At 47.3% G+C, this 18,521-nt stretch carries 15 protein-coding genes; 13 read left to right on the top strand and 2 right to left on the bottom strand.

The window, feature by feature from the left end; all coding sequences use genetic code 11:
• Positions 1-61 precede the first annotated feature (61 nt).
• On the bottom strand, positions 62-1,369 hold the full coding sequence (locus LKI20_RS08525; RefSeq protein WP_291772792.1) for an O-acetylhomoserine aminocarboxypropyltransferase/cysteine synthase family protein: 1,308 nt from the start codon (positions 1,367-1,369) through the stop codon (positions 62-64).
• Positions 1,370-1,757: 388 nt separating this feature from the next.
• Between LKI20_RS08525 and LKI20_RS08520 the strand changes: the two genes are divergently transcribed.
• From LKI20_RS08520 to LKI20_RS08500, 5 genes are all read left to right on the top strand, one after another.
• The gene (locus tag LKI20_RS08520) at positions 1,758-2,825 is read left to right on the top strand and encodes a uroporphyrinogen decarboxylase family protein (RefSeq protein WP_291772790.1); all 1,068 of its coding nucleotides are present in this window, start codon (positions 1,758-1,760) and stop codon (positions 2,823-2,825) included.
• Between the two features lie 113 nt (positions 2,826-2,938).
• Entirely contained in the window at positions 2,939-4,132 is a 1,194-nt protein-coding gene (locus LKI20_RS08515) for an ABC transporter substrate-binding protein (RefSeq protein ID WP_291772788.1), read from the top strand.
• A gap of 163 nt (positions 4,133-4,295) precedes the next feature.
• Entirely contained in the window at positions 4,296-6,110 is a 1,815-nt protein-coding gene (locus tag LKI20_RS08510; protein ID WP_291772786.1) for an ABC transporter permease, read from the top strand.
• Between the two features lie 5 nt (positions 6,111-6,115).
• Positions 6,116-7,972: an ATP-binding cassette domain-containing protein gene (locus LKI20_RS08505; protein WP_291772784.1), complete on the top strand. Its 1,857-nt coding sequence runs from the start codon at positions 6,116-6,118 to the stop codon at positions 7,970-7,972.
• Position 7,973: 1 nt separating this feature from the next.
• Entirely contained in the window at positions 7,974-8,702 is a 729-nt protein-coding gene (locus LKI20_RS08500; RefSeq protein ID WP_291772782.1) for an SDR family oxidoreductase, read from the top strand.
• Positions 8,703-8,873: 171 nt separating this feature from the next.
• Here the strand turns inward: LKI20_RS08500 and LKI20_RS08495 are convergent, their stop codons facing one another.
• Positions 8,874-9,821: an aldo/keto reductase gene (locus LKI20_RS08495; protein WP_291772780.1), complete on the bottom strand. Its 948-nt coding sequence runs from the start codon at positions 9,819-9,821 to the stop codon at positions 8,874-8,876.
• Between the two features lie 328 nt (positions 9,822-10,149).
• On the opposite strand from LKI20_RS08495, the gene LKI20_RS08490 reads away from it, so the two are divergent.
• The 8 genes from LKI20_RS08490 (at position 10,150) to LKI20_RS08455 (ending at position 18,478) form a co-directional block, all read left to right on the top strand.
• The gene (locus LKI20_RS08490) at positions 10,150-11,352 is read left to right on the top strand and encodes a trans-sulfuration enzyme family protein (RefSeq protein ID WP_291772778.1); all 1,203 of its coding nucleotides are present in this window, start codon (positions 10,150-10,152) and stop codon (positions 11,350-11,352) included.
• Positions 11,353-11,582: 230 nt separating this feature from the next.
• Positions 11,583-12,686, top strand: a complete 1,104-nt coding sequence (locus tag LKI20_RS08485) for a methionine ABC transporter ATP-binding protein (protein ID WP_291772776.1) — start codon at positions 11,583-11,585, stop codon at positions 12,684-12,686.
• Positions 12,683-14,035 (top strand): M20/M25/M40 family metallo-hydrolase, encoded by a 1,353-nt coding sequence (locus tag LKI20_RS08480; RefSeq protein WP_291772774.1) that lies wholly within the window; start codon positions 12,683-12,685, stop codon positions 14,033-14,035. Before LKI20_RS08485 ends, LKI20_RS08480 begins: the two co-directional genes overlap by 4 nt.
• Positions 14,036-14,047: 12 nt before the next feature.
• Positions 14,048-14,728, top strand: coding sequence for a methionine ABC transporter permease (locus LKI20_RS08475; RefSeq protein ID WP_291772772.1), 681 nt, complete (start codon positions 14,048-14,050; stop codon positions 14,726-14,728).
• 71 nt (positions 14,729-14,799) lie between these two features.
• Positions 14,800-15,672 carry a MetQ/NlpA family ABC transporter substrate-binding protein gene (locus LKI20_RS08470; RefSeq protein ID WP_291772769.1) on the top strand — a complete coding sequence of 291 codons (873 nt, stop codon included), beginning with the start codon at positions 14,800-14,802 and terminating at the stop codon, positions 15,670-15,672.
• Positions 15,673-15,678: 6 nt separating this feature from the next.
• Positions 15,679-16,404, top strand: a complete 726-nt coding sequence (locus LKI20_RS08465; protein WP_291772767.1) for a class I SAM-dependent methyltransferase — start codon at positions 15,679-15,681, stop codon at positions 16,402-16,404.
• A 116-nt stretch (positions 16,405-16,520) separates the two neighbouring features.
• Positions 16,521-17,726: a methionine adenosyltransferase gene (metK, locus tag LKI20_RS08460; RefSeq protein WP_291772765.1), complete on the top strand. Its 1,206-nt coding sequence runs from the start codon at positions 16,521-16,523 to the stop codon at positions 17,724-17,726.
• A complete protein-coding gene (locus LKI20_RS08455) occupies positions 17,726-18,478 on the top strand; it encodes a hypothetical protein (protein ID WP_291772763.1) in 753 nt (250 codons plus the stop codon). Before metK ends, LKI20_RS08455 begins: the two co-directional genes overlap by 1 nt.
• The last annotated feature ends 43 nt before the right edge of the window (positions 18,479-18,521 follow it).

Genomic DNA, 18,521 nt, shown 5'->3' with positions numbered 1-18,521 from the left:
GTGCTGTTTACCCTGTGCTTATCTATTGATGTGAGTGCCCCTTGCCAGGTTCACGGGTAGATTAGTCTTGATACGCCTTATTGAAGGCTTGTTCAAGATCTGCAATCAAGTCATCCGGATCTTCCAATCCAATAGACAGGCGAATCAGATTGACGCTTAATCCGTTTTTCTCCCAGAATTCAAAGGGAATCTCTCGGTGAGTAGTGCGTGCAGGGTTGACAATCAACGAGCGCACATCGCCAACATTAGGGATGTAACTGAAAACTTGTGTTGCATCAATGAATCGGTTTACTCGATCTTCTGAGCCGGATAATTCAAAAGACAATATTGACCCTATTCCTCTGGGGTACAAGTTCTTGACCAGCTCGGCCTGAGGACTATTGGGTAGACCCGAATAATTGACCTTATCAACATATTGATGAGATGCGAGGAATTCGGCAATGCGTTGAGCAGAAGAAACTTCTTTGCTGAGTCTTTCACTAATAGTTTCTAAGCCGAGTAGTTCAAGATAAGCCTGTTGTGGGCCAAGAACGGCTCCAAGCAGTCGTAGAAATTTACATCGCAGACGTTGATGGAAAGCTTCGTTACCATATGCCTCAACAAAACTGCGGGCATGACCAGACTCCTCGGTGTATAAGGTAAATTCCGGTTCTGAAAATTGCGGGAAACGCTTACTTGACCAGTCAAAGCGACCAGCGTCGACAACCAGACCGCTGATGACATTACCGTGTCCATTAATAGCTTTCGTGGAGGAATACACCACTATATCGGCACCGTGTTCAATGGGGCGGAATAAGTATGGAGTTGGGAAGGTATTATCCACGATGAGCGGAACACCTGCTTCGTGTGCAATTGCAGCGACCTGATCGACGTTGGTGACCTTCGTCAACGGGTTGGTCACACTCTCAACAAATACCGCTTTGGTATCTGGACCTATAGCATTGCGTAGCTCTTGAGGGTCGTTGATATCATCAACGAAGTCGAATTCAATACCAAGTTTGGGTGCAAGGGAAATGAACTCGTCCAAACTTGCGCCATAAATATCGTGATGGGCAACAATTCTGCCGCCGCCTTCTGCAACTGTCAGAATTGCATTTGAGATAGCTGCCATACCGGAGGCGACGGCGACTGCGGCAACAGCGCCTTCCAATTGTGCGATTCTACGTTCCAAAATAGCAACTGTGGGGTTTGCCACCCGTGAATATGTGTAACCAGACTCGCGCCCTTCAGCTATTGCTCTTCCGCGCTGTGCGCTACCCATGTTGAACGCGGCGCTCAAGTAGATGGGCACATTTGAAGCGTATTGGTGCTCTTCAGGTTGATATCCGCCATGAATGCGTACTGTATCAAAGCTGTTGTGATCACTCACCTGCTTGAGACTCCTTCGTAATTTAACAATTCTGAATCGTCACACTCATGAGGCCATGAGCGCAGTGGCAATTGCTGCCGCTATGATGTTGCACTATCTTTCCATCATCATTATTCAGCAAATTCCTCTTGCGCCACAGGAGGAGTGTTATAGACGTTATTAATACTTGGCACAAGATTCGCATCATTGCAATGGCTGATGAACAGTTATAACAAATGTCTCTAGCGTAATAGGCGTTTCTAGGTTGACGCAAGGGGTGGTAATGCGCTTTCCTAATGCTTACCGGCAAATCATTGAGGTGCTGGAATGATTGCTGCACATCACATAGATAAATCCGAAGGATCCTTACGAATCTGACGCTTTGTGCGTCCTCACAGAAAGGGACATCATGACTACAGATCGCCGTCAGATATTCCATGACATAGCCCGTCGTGACAGCAATGTGACGACACCATATCTAGTCGGTGGTTGGCAGCATCTCGTCGGTCACGAGTACGGTGCGCAGGAGTTTGCACAGGCATACATTGATTTCGTTAAGCATTGGGATTGGGAATGGGTGAAAATCAATCCTCGAGCTGTCTACTATGCGGAAGCTTGGGGTGCAGTCTTTGATCCCGAGGATTATCAAGGTTTTGTACTGCCTCGCAAAGTCAGCTCGCCGATTGCTGTGCCATCCGACATTAAAACTATCCAAGAACTTGATCCGCTGACCAACCCTTCTTTTAAGGAAGCTTTGGAAGCCGCGACCTTAATTCGGCGTGGACTTGAAGATCGAGCAGTGCTGCAGACGGTGTTTTCACCACTATCAGTGTTATTACAGATAGCCGATTTACCGCTATATCCTGCGGATACCTATGCTCATTCGGCTACTACTGTGCAAGAGTTAATACTCAATCAGCCGCAAGCAGCAAAGCAAGCATTGCAACATATCGCTGACACTTTGGCATCATATGTTGAAGCTTTGGTTAAGCCAGAATCAGAAGGTGGCGCTGGTCTGGACGGAATTTTCTTTGCTATTACTGGCACAGTAAGCGAAGATTATTTCGATCAAAATCAGTATCGTGAATTCTCTGAGCCGTATGACCAGATTGTTATTGATGCTCTGCGCAAGGCTTCACCTGATGCAGTAGTACTGTTCCACACATGTCAGGCACACTCACATGCATCTTGGTTCGATAACAAGAGTATTGAATTGCTGCAGTGGGATCCATTCCTTGACGATAACCTCGCTGTGGATCAGCTTCAAGAAAGTGTTCCGGTGGTTGGCGCAAGCGCACAAGATTTCGCGGTTGATGCAGGCTCAGAGGGTGTAACTACAGAACTGGATAACACGATTAAGGCACTTGTCGGAACGCCGTTCCTGCTTGCTCCAAGTTGCACTGTGCCAACGCCTGCAAGCGATGCTTCGCTACAGGTGCTCAGTGACTCGCGTGTGCTGGTATCGGCAACAGCGTAATAGCTTATTGAAAATATCCGGAATTGAGAGTGCTGCACCGCACTCCACAGGGGCGCGTGAAGTATGCGTCGACTCCAGCGGTGAAAGCAATAGCAATAAGAAGAGAGAGAACTATGAATAACCCTAGATTTCAACATTGGAAAAAACCGTTACAAACAGCTGCTGCACTGGTAATTGCAGCTGGGACGATAGTCAGTGTCTCTGCCTGCGGATTAGGTGGAGACTCGTCCTCGTCATCATCCTCAAGTGTTAGCGGCGACACTGTCAATATTGGAGTTATATATCCCAAAACAGGACAGTATGCAGAATATGGCAAATTGTTTGAGCAAGGTTTTAACCTCGCCATCGAAAAAGTTAATGCAGACGGTGGAGTACAAGGTAAAAAGCTTGGTCTCAAGTATTTTGATACCCAGTCTGATGCAAAGCAGGATGCAGCTGTTGCGCCAAAGCTTGTAGCTGACAAATCAATAATTGCTGTGGTCGGCGATTACGCTTCGCCTGCTTCAGCTGCGGCTTCACCAATCTTCCAACAAGCTGGCCTAGTTCACTATGGATTCAATAATTCTGCTCCAACCTTTACCGATACTGGTGACCATGTGTGGACTCCGCAAATTGGTCAAGATAAGTATCAAAAGGCCAACGCAGATATCGTAGCGAAAAAAGCCAAGAAGATTTCGGTGGTGTACATCGAAAATGATTGGGGTAAACAAGCATATGAGTATTTCAAAGAGGAGGCTCAGAAGAACGGGACTGAAATCGTCTACGAATCCTCTTACCTCGCTGATTCAACAGATTTATCTCCAATTCTGATACCCGCTCGCGATGCTAAACCAGACGCTGTGGTAGATATCGGTTACGGGCCTGATGGAGCATTAGTGCTCAACACCTTACGCGATAAGTTAGGCTTCACGGGCCAGTATTTCGGTGGTCAAGAGACGAAAGAGTTCCTTGATCTTGCAGGAGACAATGCCAATGGCACCATTATTACCGGTAGTTTCTCTGCAACCGGCACTAAGGATTCTAAAGCTAAGCAGTTCGTTAAAGATTTCAATGCTAAATATGGCAATAACCCGGGTAATTTCGAAGTTACTGCATACCAGGCAATTATTGATCTTGCGTATGCGGCGAACAAAATAGAACCAACTCGTGCAGGGATTCAGAAGGCTTTGAAGACAGTAACGGATTTCCCTCTCTACCAAGGTAACGGTGGAACGTTTAAGTTCAATCAAAGCAATCGCCGCGCAGATAATATTGATCCAATTCTTTTGGTAGTCAAAGACGGAAAATTTGAACAATACGAAGACTAAGTAAACAGTCCGAGCGATGTACAGCGCCCCATCGAGATGCGATAGTTTCGCAAACGATACGGGCGCTTGCTTCGCGTATAGGCATTGCACGCAATTGCCTGTTAGATAGATTTACGCAGTGGTACTTGCCCTTTCGTGAAGAGAATCAAGGAAAGCTCTACATATGATTGATACATTATTCTCAGGTCTGATACACGGCAGCGCATATGCTTTGGTGGCCGTCGGTATGTCCCTGATTTTCGGTGTGACGAATGTGGCTAATTTTGCGCAGGGGTCTATTGTCGCAGTCGGCATCATGGTTGCGTGGTGGCTGGGTTCTTCTCTAGGTTGGGGCATATTGCCAACGATTCTTGTGGTAATCGTGGTGACTGGACTTCTTGGTTTACTGATGAATACAGCAGTAATAGCTCCATTAGAGGGTCGTAAACCTATTGCCGCATTATTAGCGACCATTGGTATCGGTCAGATTCTTGACAATGGCCTGCAACTTATTTTTGGCCCTCAGACCAGACCCTTCCCCAAATTATTACCAACCTACAACCTGCAACTCTTTGGAGTACGCTTTGGTACTTCTGATGTGGTGATGGTCATGCTCACGGGTGTGCTGATGGTCGGCTTGTGGGCGTTCCTGAAATATGGCAAAACAGGGCAGGCTATTCGGGCTACTTCGCAAGATCCTGAGGCAGCTCGTCAAATGGGAATACCAGTAAAATCTATTCGCAATATCTCATTTGTTATCGGTTCGGTTCTGGCAGGTATCTCTGGAATCTTTGTTGGTTTGTTCAATGCCAACATCAATCCGATGAACGGTGGAACCATAGGCATGACCGCTTTTGTCGCGGCAACCATCGGCGGGTTGGGATCAATCCCAGGCGCAGTTGTTGGAGGACTAGTCCTTGGTGTTGTCGAATCGATTGGCATTTCCTGGCTGGGAGACGGTGCTCATGATCTCATCACCTTCGGTGCTCTATTAATAATTCTTATCGTCAAGCCACAGGGCTTGCTGGGACCAAAGACCGATGTGAAATCTGAACCGCTTACCGGCACTTTCCTTGGAGGCGGGCGACCTATTACCTTGCCGTGGTGGGCCAATGCAGGCCTTGCTGTGGCGCTGCTAGCCACACCATTCTTCTTCTCGGATTATCTTGCGGGAGTCGGCACGCAGGTCGCCATATATGCCATCGCAGCCGTGGGGCTTACATTGATTTCTGGTTCTGCTGGACAAACCATTCTCGGTATGGCTGGGCCATTAGCGGCTGGTGCTTACGCTTCAGCTATTTTGACGACACAGTTGCATTGGCCATTCTTAGTGGCATTGCCTGCTGCCGGAATCGTTGCTGCTATAGCCGCGAGTATTTTGACCTTCCCAGTATGGAAATTGTCTGGACACTACGTAGCTATCGCAACTATTGGTGTTGGCGCGGTTATGGTGGCAATTATTAGGTTGTGGGAGCCGCTTACCAAGGGATCGCTAGGTATTCAAGGCATACCATTCCCTACGATTTTCGGACAGGTACTGTATACCCAGCAGATGCAGTATCTCTTGGATATCGTGATCTTGCTCTTTGCACTGGTGGTAGTGATGAGACTTCGTTCTTCACATTTAGGTCGCGTTTTCGAGGCTGTGGGTTCTGACCAAGAAGCTTCGCAGGCTTTAGGAGTGAGGACTAGCACATATAAATCCTTGGCATACGCCCTAGCTGCATTTTTCACTGGACTCGCGGGGGCTCTGCTGGCGCATCAATATACCTATATTGATCCTACAATTTTCACATCCAGCGTTTCTGTGCTGATTCTCACCATCATTGTTTTGGGCGGTATGAATTCGCCGCTCGGAGCGGTGCTCGGTTCTATCATCCTTATCGGCGGACCTGAACTGCTGCGTATTGTTCCAGATGCAAGAATCATCGTATATGGCGCGCTCTTGGTCTTGGTTATTCTCTTTAGACCACAGGGTCTTTTTGCAAGGAAAGGTTGAGCGCTATGAGTGATCAGAATACTTCGGCTGCGCCAAATAGTGTTACGCCAAGCAGTGCTGCAGCAGTTGATGGGAACCATCAGATAAGCAATGCCGAACATCGCAAAGCAGTGCTTGAAGCGCCTGTGATATTGCGGGTACGCGACTTGGAGAAATCCTTCCAAGGACTTCACGCTGTGAATAAAGTGTCTTTCGACTTGCACGAAGGTGAAATTATTTCGATTATCGGGCCTAATGGTTCCGGCAAATCAACCACTATTAATTTGATTTCTGGGTTCATTTCGCCCGATTCTGGCATTATCGATATTGATAACAATCCGGTTGCGGGGTTAAGTGCCGCCGAGGTTGCAGATCGCGGATTGGCCAGAACTTTTCAAAACGGCAGAGTGTTTGCTGGTTTGAGTGTCGACGAGAATATTGGGCTTGGTTATCATAAGAAACTTCACTCACAGCGTCCCTTCAAGGGGTTGCAACGATTCCCGATAGTCCGATGGCTCTCGTTGCTCGCTGAAACTGGAGTAGCGTTGATTCCTGGGCCGCATGCCCGAAGAGAGAACCGCGAAGTTGATGAACGTATTGGCCGAGAAATTGATCGCTTTAAAGAACGTCTTGAATCAAGACGTAATGATCTGGCTTACACATTGTCTTATGCAAATCGCCGACGTACTGAAATTGCCCGTGCTCATATAAGCGAACCGAAATTGCTGTTGCTTGACGAGCCGACCGCGGGTATGAACCAGTCTGAAACCGCAGAGGTCTTGCAACAGTTGCAACACCTCAAAGCACAAGGGCACACGATTTTGCTGGTTGAACACAAAATCGATTTAGTAACCGCGCTATCTGACAAAGTACTAGCTATGGATGGGGGACGCATCATTGCACAAGGCGATCCCGATGATGTGCGTAAGAATCCTCAGGTCGTTGAAGCATATTTAGGTAAGCGTCGGAGTGTGGCGAAGAAAAAGGCCATTGACAGCCGCGGGGTGTTGAATATTCAAAATGCCCTGCCTGCTGCACAAACGACTGAGCAGAACCTAGACGGTGTAAGCGAGCAGCTGGCATCCTCTACTCGAGACAGAGCAATTAATGAACAACAAGAGTCTGGGCAGCCGAATCCTATTGCACACGAGGGATCCCCTTTATTGACTCTGCAAGATGTGGATGTGTTTTATGGACAGGTGCATGCCTTGCAGCACATTTCCATAGAAATCCCGCAAGGTGCGATTGTGTCATTACTAGGTGGCAATGCATCAGGAAAATCCACCACCATGAAAACAATTTTGGGGCTCAAACACCCTAAGAATGGAAGCATTCACTATGACGGTGCAGATATCACTTCGGTGAGTACCAGACACCGTGTGATTGCAGGTATTGCAGCAGTTCCAGAAGCAAGACGAGTATTCCCACAAATGACGGTCCAGGAGAATCTACTCGCAGGCGGGTATACGCGTAAAAAGTCAGATGAACGTCTTGCGGATGTGGCGCAGATGTATGAGCGTTTTCCGAGGCTAAAGGAGCGCCGCAATCAGCAAGCTGGCACGATGTCTGGCGGTGAACAGCAGATGTTAGCTTTCGCTAGAGCTTTGATGAGTCATCCGCGTCTGATCTGCATGGATGAGCCAACAATGGGATTATCGCCAAGATTGGTTGAGGATGTACTTGAACAAATTGCGAAACTCCGTGACGAATTGGGTGTTTCCGTATTGATGGTTGAGCAGCAGGCTGAGTTGGCATTATCTATTGCTGACTATGGTTATGTGCTGCAAAATGGCAGTATCCGACTGCAAGGAGAAGCATCCTCACTGCTGAACAATCCGCAAGTACAAGAAGCGTACCTTGGCGGTGCGCGGGAAGAAGGCTGACATGACAGTACATCAGAAAACAGCGCTTGTAACTGGTGCAGGTGGAGGAGTCGGCGGAAAACTGGTGCGAAGCTTAGTGGCACAAGGCTGGAAAGTTCTGGCCGTGGTGAGATCATACGAAGATGCAGCGGAGCTCAATGCAATTGATGGTATTGAGGCATTTAAGCTTGATTTGCTTCATACGGACGCTCTTCTCGCCTGGGCATCAGAGTTGGCGTTGCGTGAGCAAGACGGTATTGATTTGCTGGTGCATGCTGCTGCAACGGCAACAGTTGGTAGAGCCGACCAAGCTACTGCCACCGATTGGCAGCACGTCTTAAGCACTAACGTTACTGCGCCAGCACTGTTAACGGCAGGACTGCTGCCAGTGATTCGTCGGGTCAAAGGCACCATTGTATTTATCAATTCAGGTGCTGGTGAGCGTGCAGTTGCCAACCATTCGATTTACGCCGCTTCTAAGCATGCATTGCGAGGTTATGCAGATACCTTACGTTTAGAAGAATCGGAGCATCAAGTCCGAGTGAGCACCGTGTATCCCGGACAAATCAACACTAAGATGCTTCGTGCTATCGATAACCATCTGGGTGTAGCTTTCACGCCTGAGTCGTATATTGATCCGCAAACAGTCGCTAATACGGTGATATGGATTGCACAGGCGACCCCCGATGTGCACATCACTAACGTTGATTTGCGACCGAGACAGGAACTCTCCGCAAAATTTACTGTTTGAGAATGCAATAGAGCGCGATGTAGCTTACATCGCGCTCTATTGTCGTTTGTGTAGGGATTTTTTAATAAACCACAAGTTCTTAATCCGAGGATTGTTGAGATACCAACCTTTTGCAAACCCTTGTGAGAAAGGTTAGAAAAAAATCCCTACACAAACGTGTGAAGTTTGCTGTTATGCAACTTTTGAGGACACTTCATCCAGCTTTGAGAGCTCTTCTTCGCTCAGCGAGAGCTTCGTCGACTCTAGCAAAGCAGGCAACTGCTCTGGAATACGAGCAGAGGCGATTGGAGCGGCAATCTGCGGTTGATGACGGAGCCACGCCAGTGACACTGTGGCAATAGAAACCTCGCGAGCCTTAGCGATATTGTCTAGTTCGGCAACAACCTCTAAACCTGCTGGAGTGAAGTAATCTTTAACCATCCCAGAACGCTTTTTGCCCTTGAGATCATCTTCAGTACGATACTTACCTGTAAGGAATCCTGAAGCAAGAGCAAAGTACGGGAACACCGCGAGATTTTCCTCCTTGGCTACAGGAAGCAGATTCTCCTCATAATTCTTGCGTGTCACCAGATTGTAGTGAGGTTCAAGAGCTACAGGGAGTGTGAAATTATTTTCTCGGGCAATTGAGAACCATTCCTTGATGCGTTCTGCTGAATAGTTCGAAATGCCAATCGCACGTACTTTGCCATCTGTAACGAGCTTGTTGAACGCACCTACAGTCTCTTCGAGAGGTGTCGTGTCGTCATCAAAATGAGCATAATAGAGATCAATATAATCAGTGCCTAAGCGCAACAGAGATTCGTTCGCTGCAGCTTCTATGTTTGCTGCTGAGAGGCCTTGATATTGAGGATGCTGACTCACCTTAGTGGCGATGAGCACATCGTCACGCTTAGCGCGTGCAGTGAGCCAACGACCCAGCACAATCTCGGACTCTCCACCGGAGTTGCCTGGTGCCCAAGCGGAATATACATCCGCTGTGTCAATAAGGTTGCCACCAGCTGCTACAAACTCGTCGAGAACTTCTCTGCTGGTCTTCTCATCACTGGTCCATCCAAAAGTGTTACCTCCCAGAACCAGTGGATAGATGTCAATGCCTGAATTGCCCAGTGTGGCCATCATGTCTCCCTTGTAGTGATTCACTGTTGTCTTAGCCTATAGAATTTGTCTACGTGCTGATACCTCTCTGTTTTACCCTGCATGCGACACGCTCTTGAAGAATTCAGCGTATAGCAGCTCTTGATTTCTGACCATAATCTGTGCAATCTCTAGGAATTTGAACCCCTTATAAATTATGTGTATGCGGCTGAGCTTGTCATTGCCGCTACGCCCTTGCTAGCGTCATAACTATCAAGCCGCGAAGGCGATGTTCGGCGGCAAATACTAGCTTTTCAGACGTCGTGCTTGCGGGCATGATGATGAACAACACGGAGGGTGGCAAGCTCAAAAGATGGCACGATTCAATACGCAATTGGTTCATGGAATCGCTGTAGAAGACAACGCGACGGGCGCTGTAAATCCTCCGATTTATAACTCGTCAACATTTGCATTCTCATCCGTCGATGATATTCCTCGATGGGATTATGCGCGTTCGGGCAATCCTACGCGTGAATTCCTTGAGCGTCAGATTGCTCAGCTTGAACACGGTGTTCGTGGTTTTGCATTTTCATCAGGTCTTGCGGCCATCCATGCCAGCTTGTCGATTTTTGCGCCAGGGGATCGCATTGTTGTAGGAGACAATATCTATGGAGGCACATACTCACAGATTCATGAGTTCTTTGACCGTTGGGGCTTGAAATTTGAAGTTGTTGACACTCAAGACCTGGCAGCAGTAGAAGCTGCACTCAGAGGTAATGGAGTCCCTGCAAAAGCCCTATACTTTGAGACTTTCACTAATCCCTTGCTGCAGGTCAATGATGTAGCAGCGCTTTCTGAACTTGCGCACCGTTACAACGCCGTTGTTATCGTTGACAATACCTTCGTAACACCATACTTACAACAGCCTTTGGATTTGGGTGCTGATGTGGTACTTCATTCAGCAACTAAGTATTTAGCGGGGCATTCGGATGTAGTTGCAGGACTTGCAGTTGCTGGCAGTGATGAACTGGCCCATCGTTTGTACTTTGCACAAAACCGTTTAGGTGGTGTGTTACCTCCTGCAGAGAGCGATTCTGTGCGTAAAGGATTGCAGACGCTTGCTCTTCGCCTAGACCGTCAGCAAGAGAACGCAGCCCGCGTGGCAGAGTTTCTACAAGAGAATCCACTGGTGTCAAGTGTGCATTACCCAGGCACAGGTATTCGTGGAAAGCAGGAGCTTACGGATAAAGGTGTTAAAGGTGCAGGTGGAGTGCTCGCTTTTGAGGTGGCTAAGGGCGTCAATCCCAGTGTGATTTTGAACAATCTCCATGTGTTCAGACTCGCTGTCAGTCTTGGAGCTGTGGAGAGCCTTGCTGAGCTTCCCTGTAGAATGACACATTTTGAAATCCCTCGTGAGGAGCGTCTCAAGCTGGGCATCACCGATGAGTTGATTCGCCTGGCAATAGGTATTGAAGATGCCGACGATCTGGTTGAAGATCTTCGACAAGCATTTGCGCTCGCAGATAAGGAGTTAGAGGATGAGTCAGCCGAAAGATCTGTTCCAGTGTTGAGATAATCTCGGCGCTGTTTATCAACAGTCATCGGCAAGCGCTATGTGGCGTTATTCATGCGGCTGCATGAAAAGATGACTGACTTTCACAGTGGGTATAACCGACTATGTATTACCTACTGCGTATTACCTGCTGCCGAATTTCTCGTTGCGGCGTAACTCCAAAAAAAATATCATGAAACTTTTGGAGATCTCGACCGTCAAAACTGATGAAATCGCCATATATAGGGGCATCTATGTCTGCAATTATTACCATATCCAATTTTTCGAAGACCTTTAAGACCCGAGAGGGTGAACATGTAGCCTTACGCAATGTCGATTTAGAAATCCCAGAAGGTTCAGTTTTTGGCATCATAGGCCTCAGTGGTGCAGGGAAAAGTACACTTGTGCGCGCCATTAACGGTATTGCGCCTGCTAGCGGTGGTTCAATAACAGTATTAGGACAAGATGTCACCAATCTTTCCGGTAAGAAGCTGAGATCACTTCGTCAGAACATCGGTATGGTATTCCAACAATTCAATCTGATGCCATCGCGCACTGTTCTGCAAAATGTATTGCTGCCCCTAAAAGATTCGGGGCTAAAACGAAACGAGCGTAAGCAGCGGGCAGAACATTTACTTGAGCTGGTTGGTCTTGCCAAATTCAAAGACGCCTACCCCTCGCAGCTATCTGGTGGACAGTCGCAGCGGGTAGCAATTGCTAGAGCCTTGGCGAACTCACCGAAGCTGCTTCTATGTGACGAAGCCACGAGTGCTTTAGATCCTGAGACTACTGATACCATTCTGCGTTTGCTTAAAAGGTTGAATAGTGAATTTGGTATCACCATCATTGTGGTCACACACCAAATGGACGTTATCAAAGCTATTTGTACTGATGTTGCAGTAATTGATAAAGGCACCATCGTAGAGCAAGGTGGCATTTACGATGTGATGTCTAACCCTCAAGCCTCATTGGCGGCCAAGTTCGTTGAAAATTCCACTGGTTTAACCAGATTTTACCGACTTATCAATGAAGGTGCACAAGCTCTCAAACCTGCTGAGGACGAGGTGCTGATTCATATGCAGTATGTTCGTAAAGCAGTGAGTGAGGCTCTGGTCTCTCAAATATCAGTGTCGTATGCTCTGGTAGCCAACATTTTTTACGGTTCATTAGAAATTATTGATGGATATCCCCTTGGTGGACTCATTGTCAAACTTCGCGGTAAAGACGACGATATTACTCAGGCTTTGCAATATTTGCGAGATCAAGATGTGAAAGTAACTGACCTTACTGCTTCGTTCGCATCGGTTGCGCCGGATGTGACCGCAGCGCCTGCCTCAGTTTCGGAGCAGACATCATGACTAGCACATACCCTGAGGTTGTCCGCTTTACGTCTGAGTTGATTCGCATCGATACACGTAACCCAGGTGATGGTTCATGTGATGAACGTGCAGCTGTTCAATGGGTTCGTGATCGATTACTAGAGGTCGGGATTGAATCACGTATTTTCGAAAGCGCCCCTAAGCGACTGAACCTTATCGCAACCATTGTTGGAAAACATCCAGAGTTGCCATCGTTATTGATTCATGGACATGTAGACACCGTTCCCACAGCTAATGACGAGTGGGATGACGATCCTTTATCAGGCAAGATTGCCTTTGACGGGATTACTGAATGTGTCTGGGGTCGAGGCGCAGTTGATATGAAAGACATGCTCGCTATGACTATTGCTGCTGTACGAGCAATGATTCGTTCAGGCGAGCAGCCACACAGAACTGTGGTGTTAGCAGTGTTTTGCGATGAAGAATCTGGCGGCGCTTATGGGTCAGAGTGGATGGCCAATAATCATCCTGAAGTCTTCGACAATGTTGGTTTTGTAATCAGTGAAATTGGTGGTTTCTCTTCACAGATCGGTTCTCGTCGCACGTATTACGTGCAAATGGGTGAAAAAGGAACGCAGTGGTTTTCTGCAACGAGTAAAGGGTCAGCTTCGCACGGTTCCCAAGTGAATCACGATAATGCCGTGGTTAAAGCGGCAACGCTGGTAAACAATATTGCTGCGTATCAATGGCCTGTCGATCTCAATCCTATAACTTCGAGCTTACTCAACGGGATATGGCATATTGCTAGCGAACAGCAGTTATTGCCGCAGCGTGATGTTCAGAGTGAAGAAGACTGGTCGGAAGATCTCATTGAGAGTGTGGTGTCGCTTACAGGCCCTGCACGCCCGTGGATAGAAGCCTGCGTGAGCAATACCTGTAATCCCACATCAGTGGATGTTGGGAGCACAGTGAATGTAGTGCCTTCTACTGCTACCACGTTACTTGATGGTCGTTCCTTGCCTGGAAAAGAACAGGAATTGAAATCAACTCTTGAGCATATAGCGGGGACTGCAGCGGATATTCACGACATTCATAGCAGTAATGGGTACCTTACCCCAATTGACAGCACACTGTATCAAGCATTGTGCGGCATCCTCCAACATGCTGATCCTGAAGCGGCTGTGCTTCCTTTCCTTGCTTCGGGCGGGACTGATAGCAAAGCTGTACTGATGCTGAATCCGAATATTGACGTATGCGGATTTATTCCACTGAAAATTCCTGATGGCTTCGACTACGTTGCCAATTTTCATGGCGTCGATGAACGAATCCCAGTGAGTTCCATCATCTTTGGTGAAGGTGTGTTGAGAACGCTTATTGAGGAATTTTAGAAAAGGAAAACTATGTTAGATTTCGTTACTCGCTTCTTCCCACACGTTTCCGAAAATCCTGATGCATTCACGAAAGCAATCGTTGAGACTTTACAGATGTTTGTTCAGGCCACTCCTTTCTGGTTTGTGTTAGGAATCACTTTCGGTCTCATTCTTGCGGTGACTAAAAGAGGTGGCATTTGCGAGAATGCACTCATTTTTGAACCGCTCGATAAAGTCATTAATTTATGCAGATCAATACCCTTCGTGATTTTGATTGCTCTGCTATTCCCACTGACACGTCTGATATCTGGTAGTGCCATAGGTGTTAAAGGAGCGATTTTCCCTTTAATCGTCGGTATTACCCCGTTTTTTTCTAGACAGACAGAATCAGCATTCAACGCTCTCAATGAGACGCTTATTGAATCTGCTCAAGCGATGGGTTTTAGCAGTTGGGGAGTGATGACTCGTGTCTATCTTCGAGAAAGTGTGCCTCGACTAGCGAGAGTAAGCACTATTACCTGTATTAGTTTCAGCTCTGAAATCGCAGTAATTGGTGCAATCGGTGCAGGCGGATTAGGGGATTATGCCATCCGCTATGGGTTTGAACGTAATCAGATGGATGTCATCGTCGCTGCCGTTCTAGCGCTGCTCATTCTCATTACCTTTATACAAACTATCGGCACATTGATAGCACGCAGGTACGAGAGATAGCTGCACTGTTATGTTCTTGCGGCAATATTCGCCGTAATTATCAAGAAGAATCATAGAGAGAGGAATATGCCATGAATAATGGTTTATGGAAGTCAAGGGTCGGTAAAATCTTTGCCGCACTGAGCGTTGGAACGTTGCTGGCCACAGCTGCCTGCGGTTCTGCAAGTGCTAGCAGCGATGATCAAAAGGACACAGTAGTGAAGGTTGCACTCACTACTGCGACGGATGAACCAATTTGGGATCAAGTCAACAAGAATCTTGAAGAAGCTAATGCACATGTCAAAGTTGAGACAGTAGCGATGAAAAGCGCGGTACTTGGTAATCAGGCGCTTGCTGCTGGCGATGTGGATCTGAGCGCGCAGCAACATTACGCCTTTTTGAAAGGCGAGATTAAATCTAAGGGATACAAACTCTCAGTGATTGCAGATACGTATCTCAGCCCGTTGAGCTTGTATTCCAACAAAATCAAGAATGTCTCCGGTTTGAAAAAGGGAGACAAGATTCTTATCCCGAACGATGAAACAAACGGTGGACGAGCTTTGGGTGTGCTTGAATCCGCAGGTGTAATCAAGTTGGATGCCAGTAAAAATGATCCTGGTGAGGGTGTGTACCCCCATGTGGAAGATATCACGGACAATCCTTCGGATATTGACCTTGTTCCAACAGATCGAAATCTCATTATGAGCTCTCTTGATGATGCAGCCGCAGGTATTGCCAACGCTAATGCAGTGGTCGATTATGGTCGTTCAACAGATGACGCAATTTTCAAAGTTGATCTCGATCCGAAGCTTGACTACAACAAGCCGTGGATCAACGTTATCGTGGCGCGGACCAAGGATAAAGACAATGCCGCGTATAAGAAGATTGTTAAGGCATATCACACTGAATCAGTCAAAAAAGCTATCGACAAGGCCCTTAAGGGTTCTGTTGTACCAGTTTGGTGAGCTCTTATGCCTGAAATTGTAAATCATTACGTGGGCTTCGGTGGTCTTATGGACAACTTGCATGAGCAACGAGCGAATATATATCGTTCAAGACTCCTCCTGCTGCACAAAGCCATAACTACTCAAGCCCCAGGCAGAGTGCTCTCCGTTGGCTGTGGAACAGGGATCTTCGAGTATGAACTTGAACATGAGTTTGGTATTCATATAGATGTCGCGCTCGAGCCCTCTGAAGATCTGGCTAATGATGCTCGTGCAAAAGGTATTAAGGTGCAGGTCACCGATGCTCAGCGTTATGAATACCGTGAACAAAGTTTCGACACAATTCTCTATAACGGTTCAAGCTTTGGATTTATACCTGATACTGAGCTTGAAGATACCTTCCGTAAGAATTATCAGGCTTTGCGCTCTGGCGGAAGAATTGTATTAACTGATGTACCTGCCGAAAGCCCGTTGGGAATTCTGCTGAGTCTGATTCAGCGTTACCCACAGATCGCTCGAGAGGACTACCAGCCGCTTCTTGAAGGCACTGCTTTCTACGATCTTCATCCATACAAACCCAATTGGCATCCCATACCTTTTTATGTCGAGGTGCTACATCGAATTGGATTTGAGAATATTGATTTCTTCCAAACGGTTCTAGCAAACCCGCCGTATCAAAATGATCGGGTTGAAGAAGTGCAGGAAGGTTATGAGCGAGGTAATTATATTGCCATTGTGGCGGTAAAGCCTTAGCTGCAGACCTTGAAGTGGAGATATTGGTAGTGCTACCAGCACCGTGTAGATGATACAAGCACAAGAATCCCACACGGGTGGAGTATCACGCTTATGGACATTAAGGACAACAATACATGGAACAACAACGCGCGGAAGAGCATAGATTCCTGACTTCTGAAGCTGTTACCGAAGGTCACCCAGATAAAGTGTGCGACATTATTTCGGATGCGGTGCTTGATGCTTATCTCGCACTAGATCCGGACTCTAGGGTTGCAGTAGAAACTTCGGCGAAAGATGGTCTGGTAGTTGTGGAAGGTGAGGTGTCTGCTCCACGCTTTCTCGACCACATCAAGATTGTGAGAGATGCAATAGCTTCGATTGGGTTTACAGATGCTTATAGCGGTTTGGACCCACAAGGCTGTGGCATCATCAACAATATTCGTCCCAGAGAATTTGATAGTAACAGTGGTGTATTTGGCGACATCAACGATGTTAGCGCTCTGTCAAAAGAGCAGCAGTATGAAGCCTTTGGTGGCGATCAAGGGTTGATGGTGGGTTATGCCTGTGACGATACCCCTCAACTAATGCCCTTGCCTATATATGCTGCCAACAGACTTGCTGAAAGTCTTGCAGAAGCTAGAAAAAGTGGTCGTTTACCATTCTTACGACCTGATGGAAAAACTCTGGTGAGTGTGGAATACCAGTCAGATTTGCTTGACCCAGTGAGAATTACTCATGTCCTAATTTCTACGCAACACGATGCAGATATAACTCTCGACGAAGTGCGGAATGCAGTACGTGAGCAGGTTCTTCTTCCAACCATTGATGCCTTAGGGTACAGCCTTGAGGATGCACAAGTCGTGATTAATCGTTCACGTTTTGTTAATGGCGGTCCACGCGCTGATGCCGGTCTCACTGGTCGAAAAATCATCGTCGACACCTATGGAGGAATAGCTGCGCATGGTGGAGGAGCATTTTCAGGCAAAGATCCCCATAAACCTGATAGATCTGCTGCTTATGCTGCCCGCTGGGTTGCTAAGAACATTGTTGCTGCGGGATTAGCGAGACGAGCGCAAGTGCAGATTGGATATTTTCATCGCACTGCCCGTCCAATATCGATCGATATTGAAACCTTTGGGACACAACAAGTAGAGCGCGCAGCCATCCAGCACGCAGTTGAGCAAAGCTTCGATTTGCGGCAGTTAGCGATTATGGATCGCTTGAATTTATTTCGGCCGATTTACCAGAAAACTGCAGCTTACGGTCATTTCGGGCGCAACGACCCAGATTTTACTTGGGAACAAACGGATGTCATTGACGAACTGTTGGCGAAGGTGTGATGAAACAACATATGGTGTCGGGTGGGGATGCGAAATTTTCAGCAGAGCTTTTTGATGAATTTGAGCAAACGCATGCCAATATTTTTCGTTCTAAACTTGATGTGCTGTATGCAGCCTTGACCAGAGCTGCACCAACGGGTGCTGATGGTGTCAGAGCCACGGGAACAATGATTTCAGTTGGCGGTGGCACTGCATCATATGAGTCAGCCTTGCGCGACGAATATGGTGTGATGGTGGATCGTATCATCGAGCCAAGTGAAGAGCTTGCTGTTGTGGCGCGTGCACGAGGTTTCCTTGTTGACTCCTTAGTCATTGAGGATGCAACAATACTCGAGTCTTCAACAGACACCATTTTTTATAACGGCAGTGCCTTTGGTTTTATTGATGATGAGTCTCTGTCTGAAGTATTTGTCAAACATTATCGACAGCTGCGTGACTCAGGCAGATTAGTGCTCCTAGATGTTCCGCCCACCTCAGCATTAGGTATTGCAGTTCAATCTTCTGCAGATCAAGGCGACAATTCTGTAATAACGCGTGCTTTGGAAAGTAGTTGGTATCACCAGGGGGCTGTTATGAAACCCTACTGGCGCAGCACTCCTTGGTATATCAACCGACTGCAAGAGGCAGGTTTTACGTATAAATGGTGTTTGCAAAGTCTGCGTAGTCATCTCGAATATCAGGACGGATCAGTTGAGGAACCGGTTCCGGGGTACATGCAGGGCAGTTATGTGGCTCTGGTAGTGGAAAAGTAATGCAAAGCGTTGAAAGTGATGATGACATGACAAGCAATATCGG

It is taken from the genome of Bifidobacterium sp., from assembly GCF_022647885.1.
In the GTDB taxonomy this organism is placed as follows: domain Bacteria; phylum Actinomycetota; class Actinomycetes; order Actinomycetales; family Bifidobacteriaceae; genus Bombiscardovia.
Note: the sequence above shows the minus strand (reverse complement) of the source record. Positions and strands in the feature narration are given on the sequence as shown.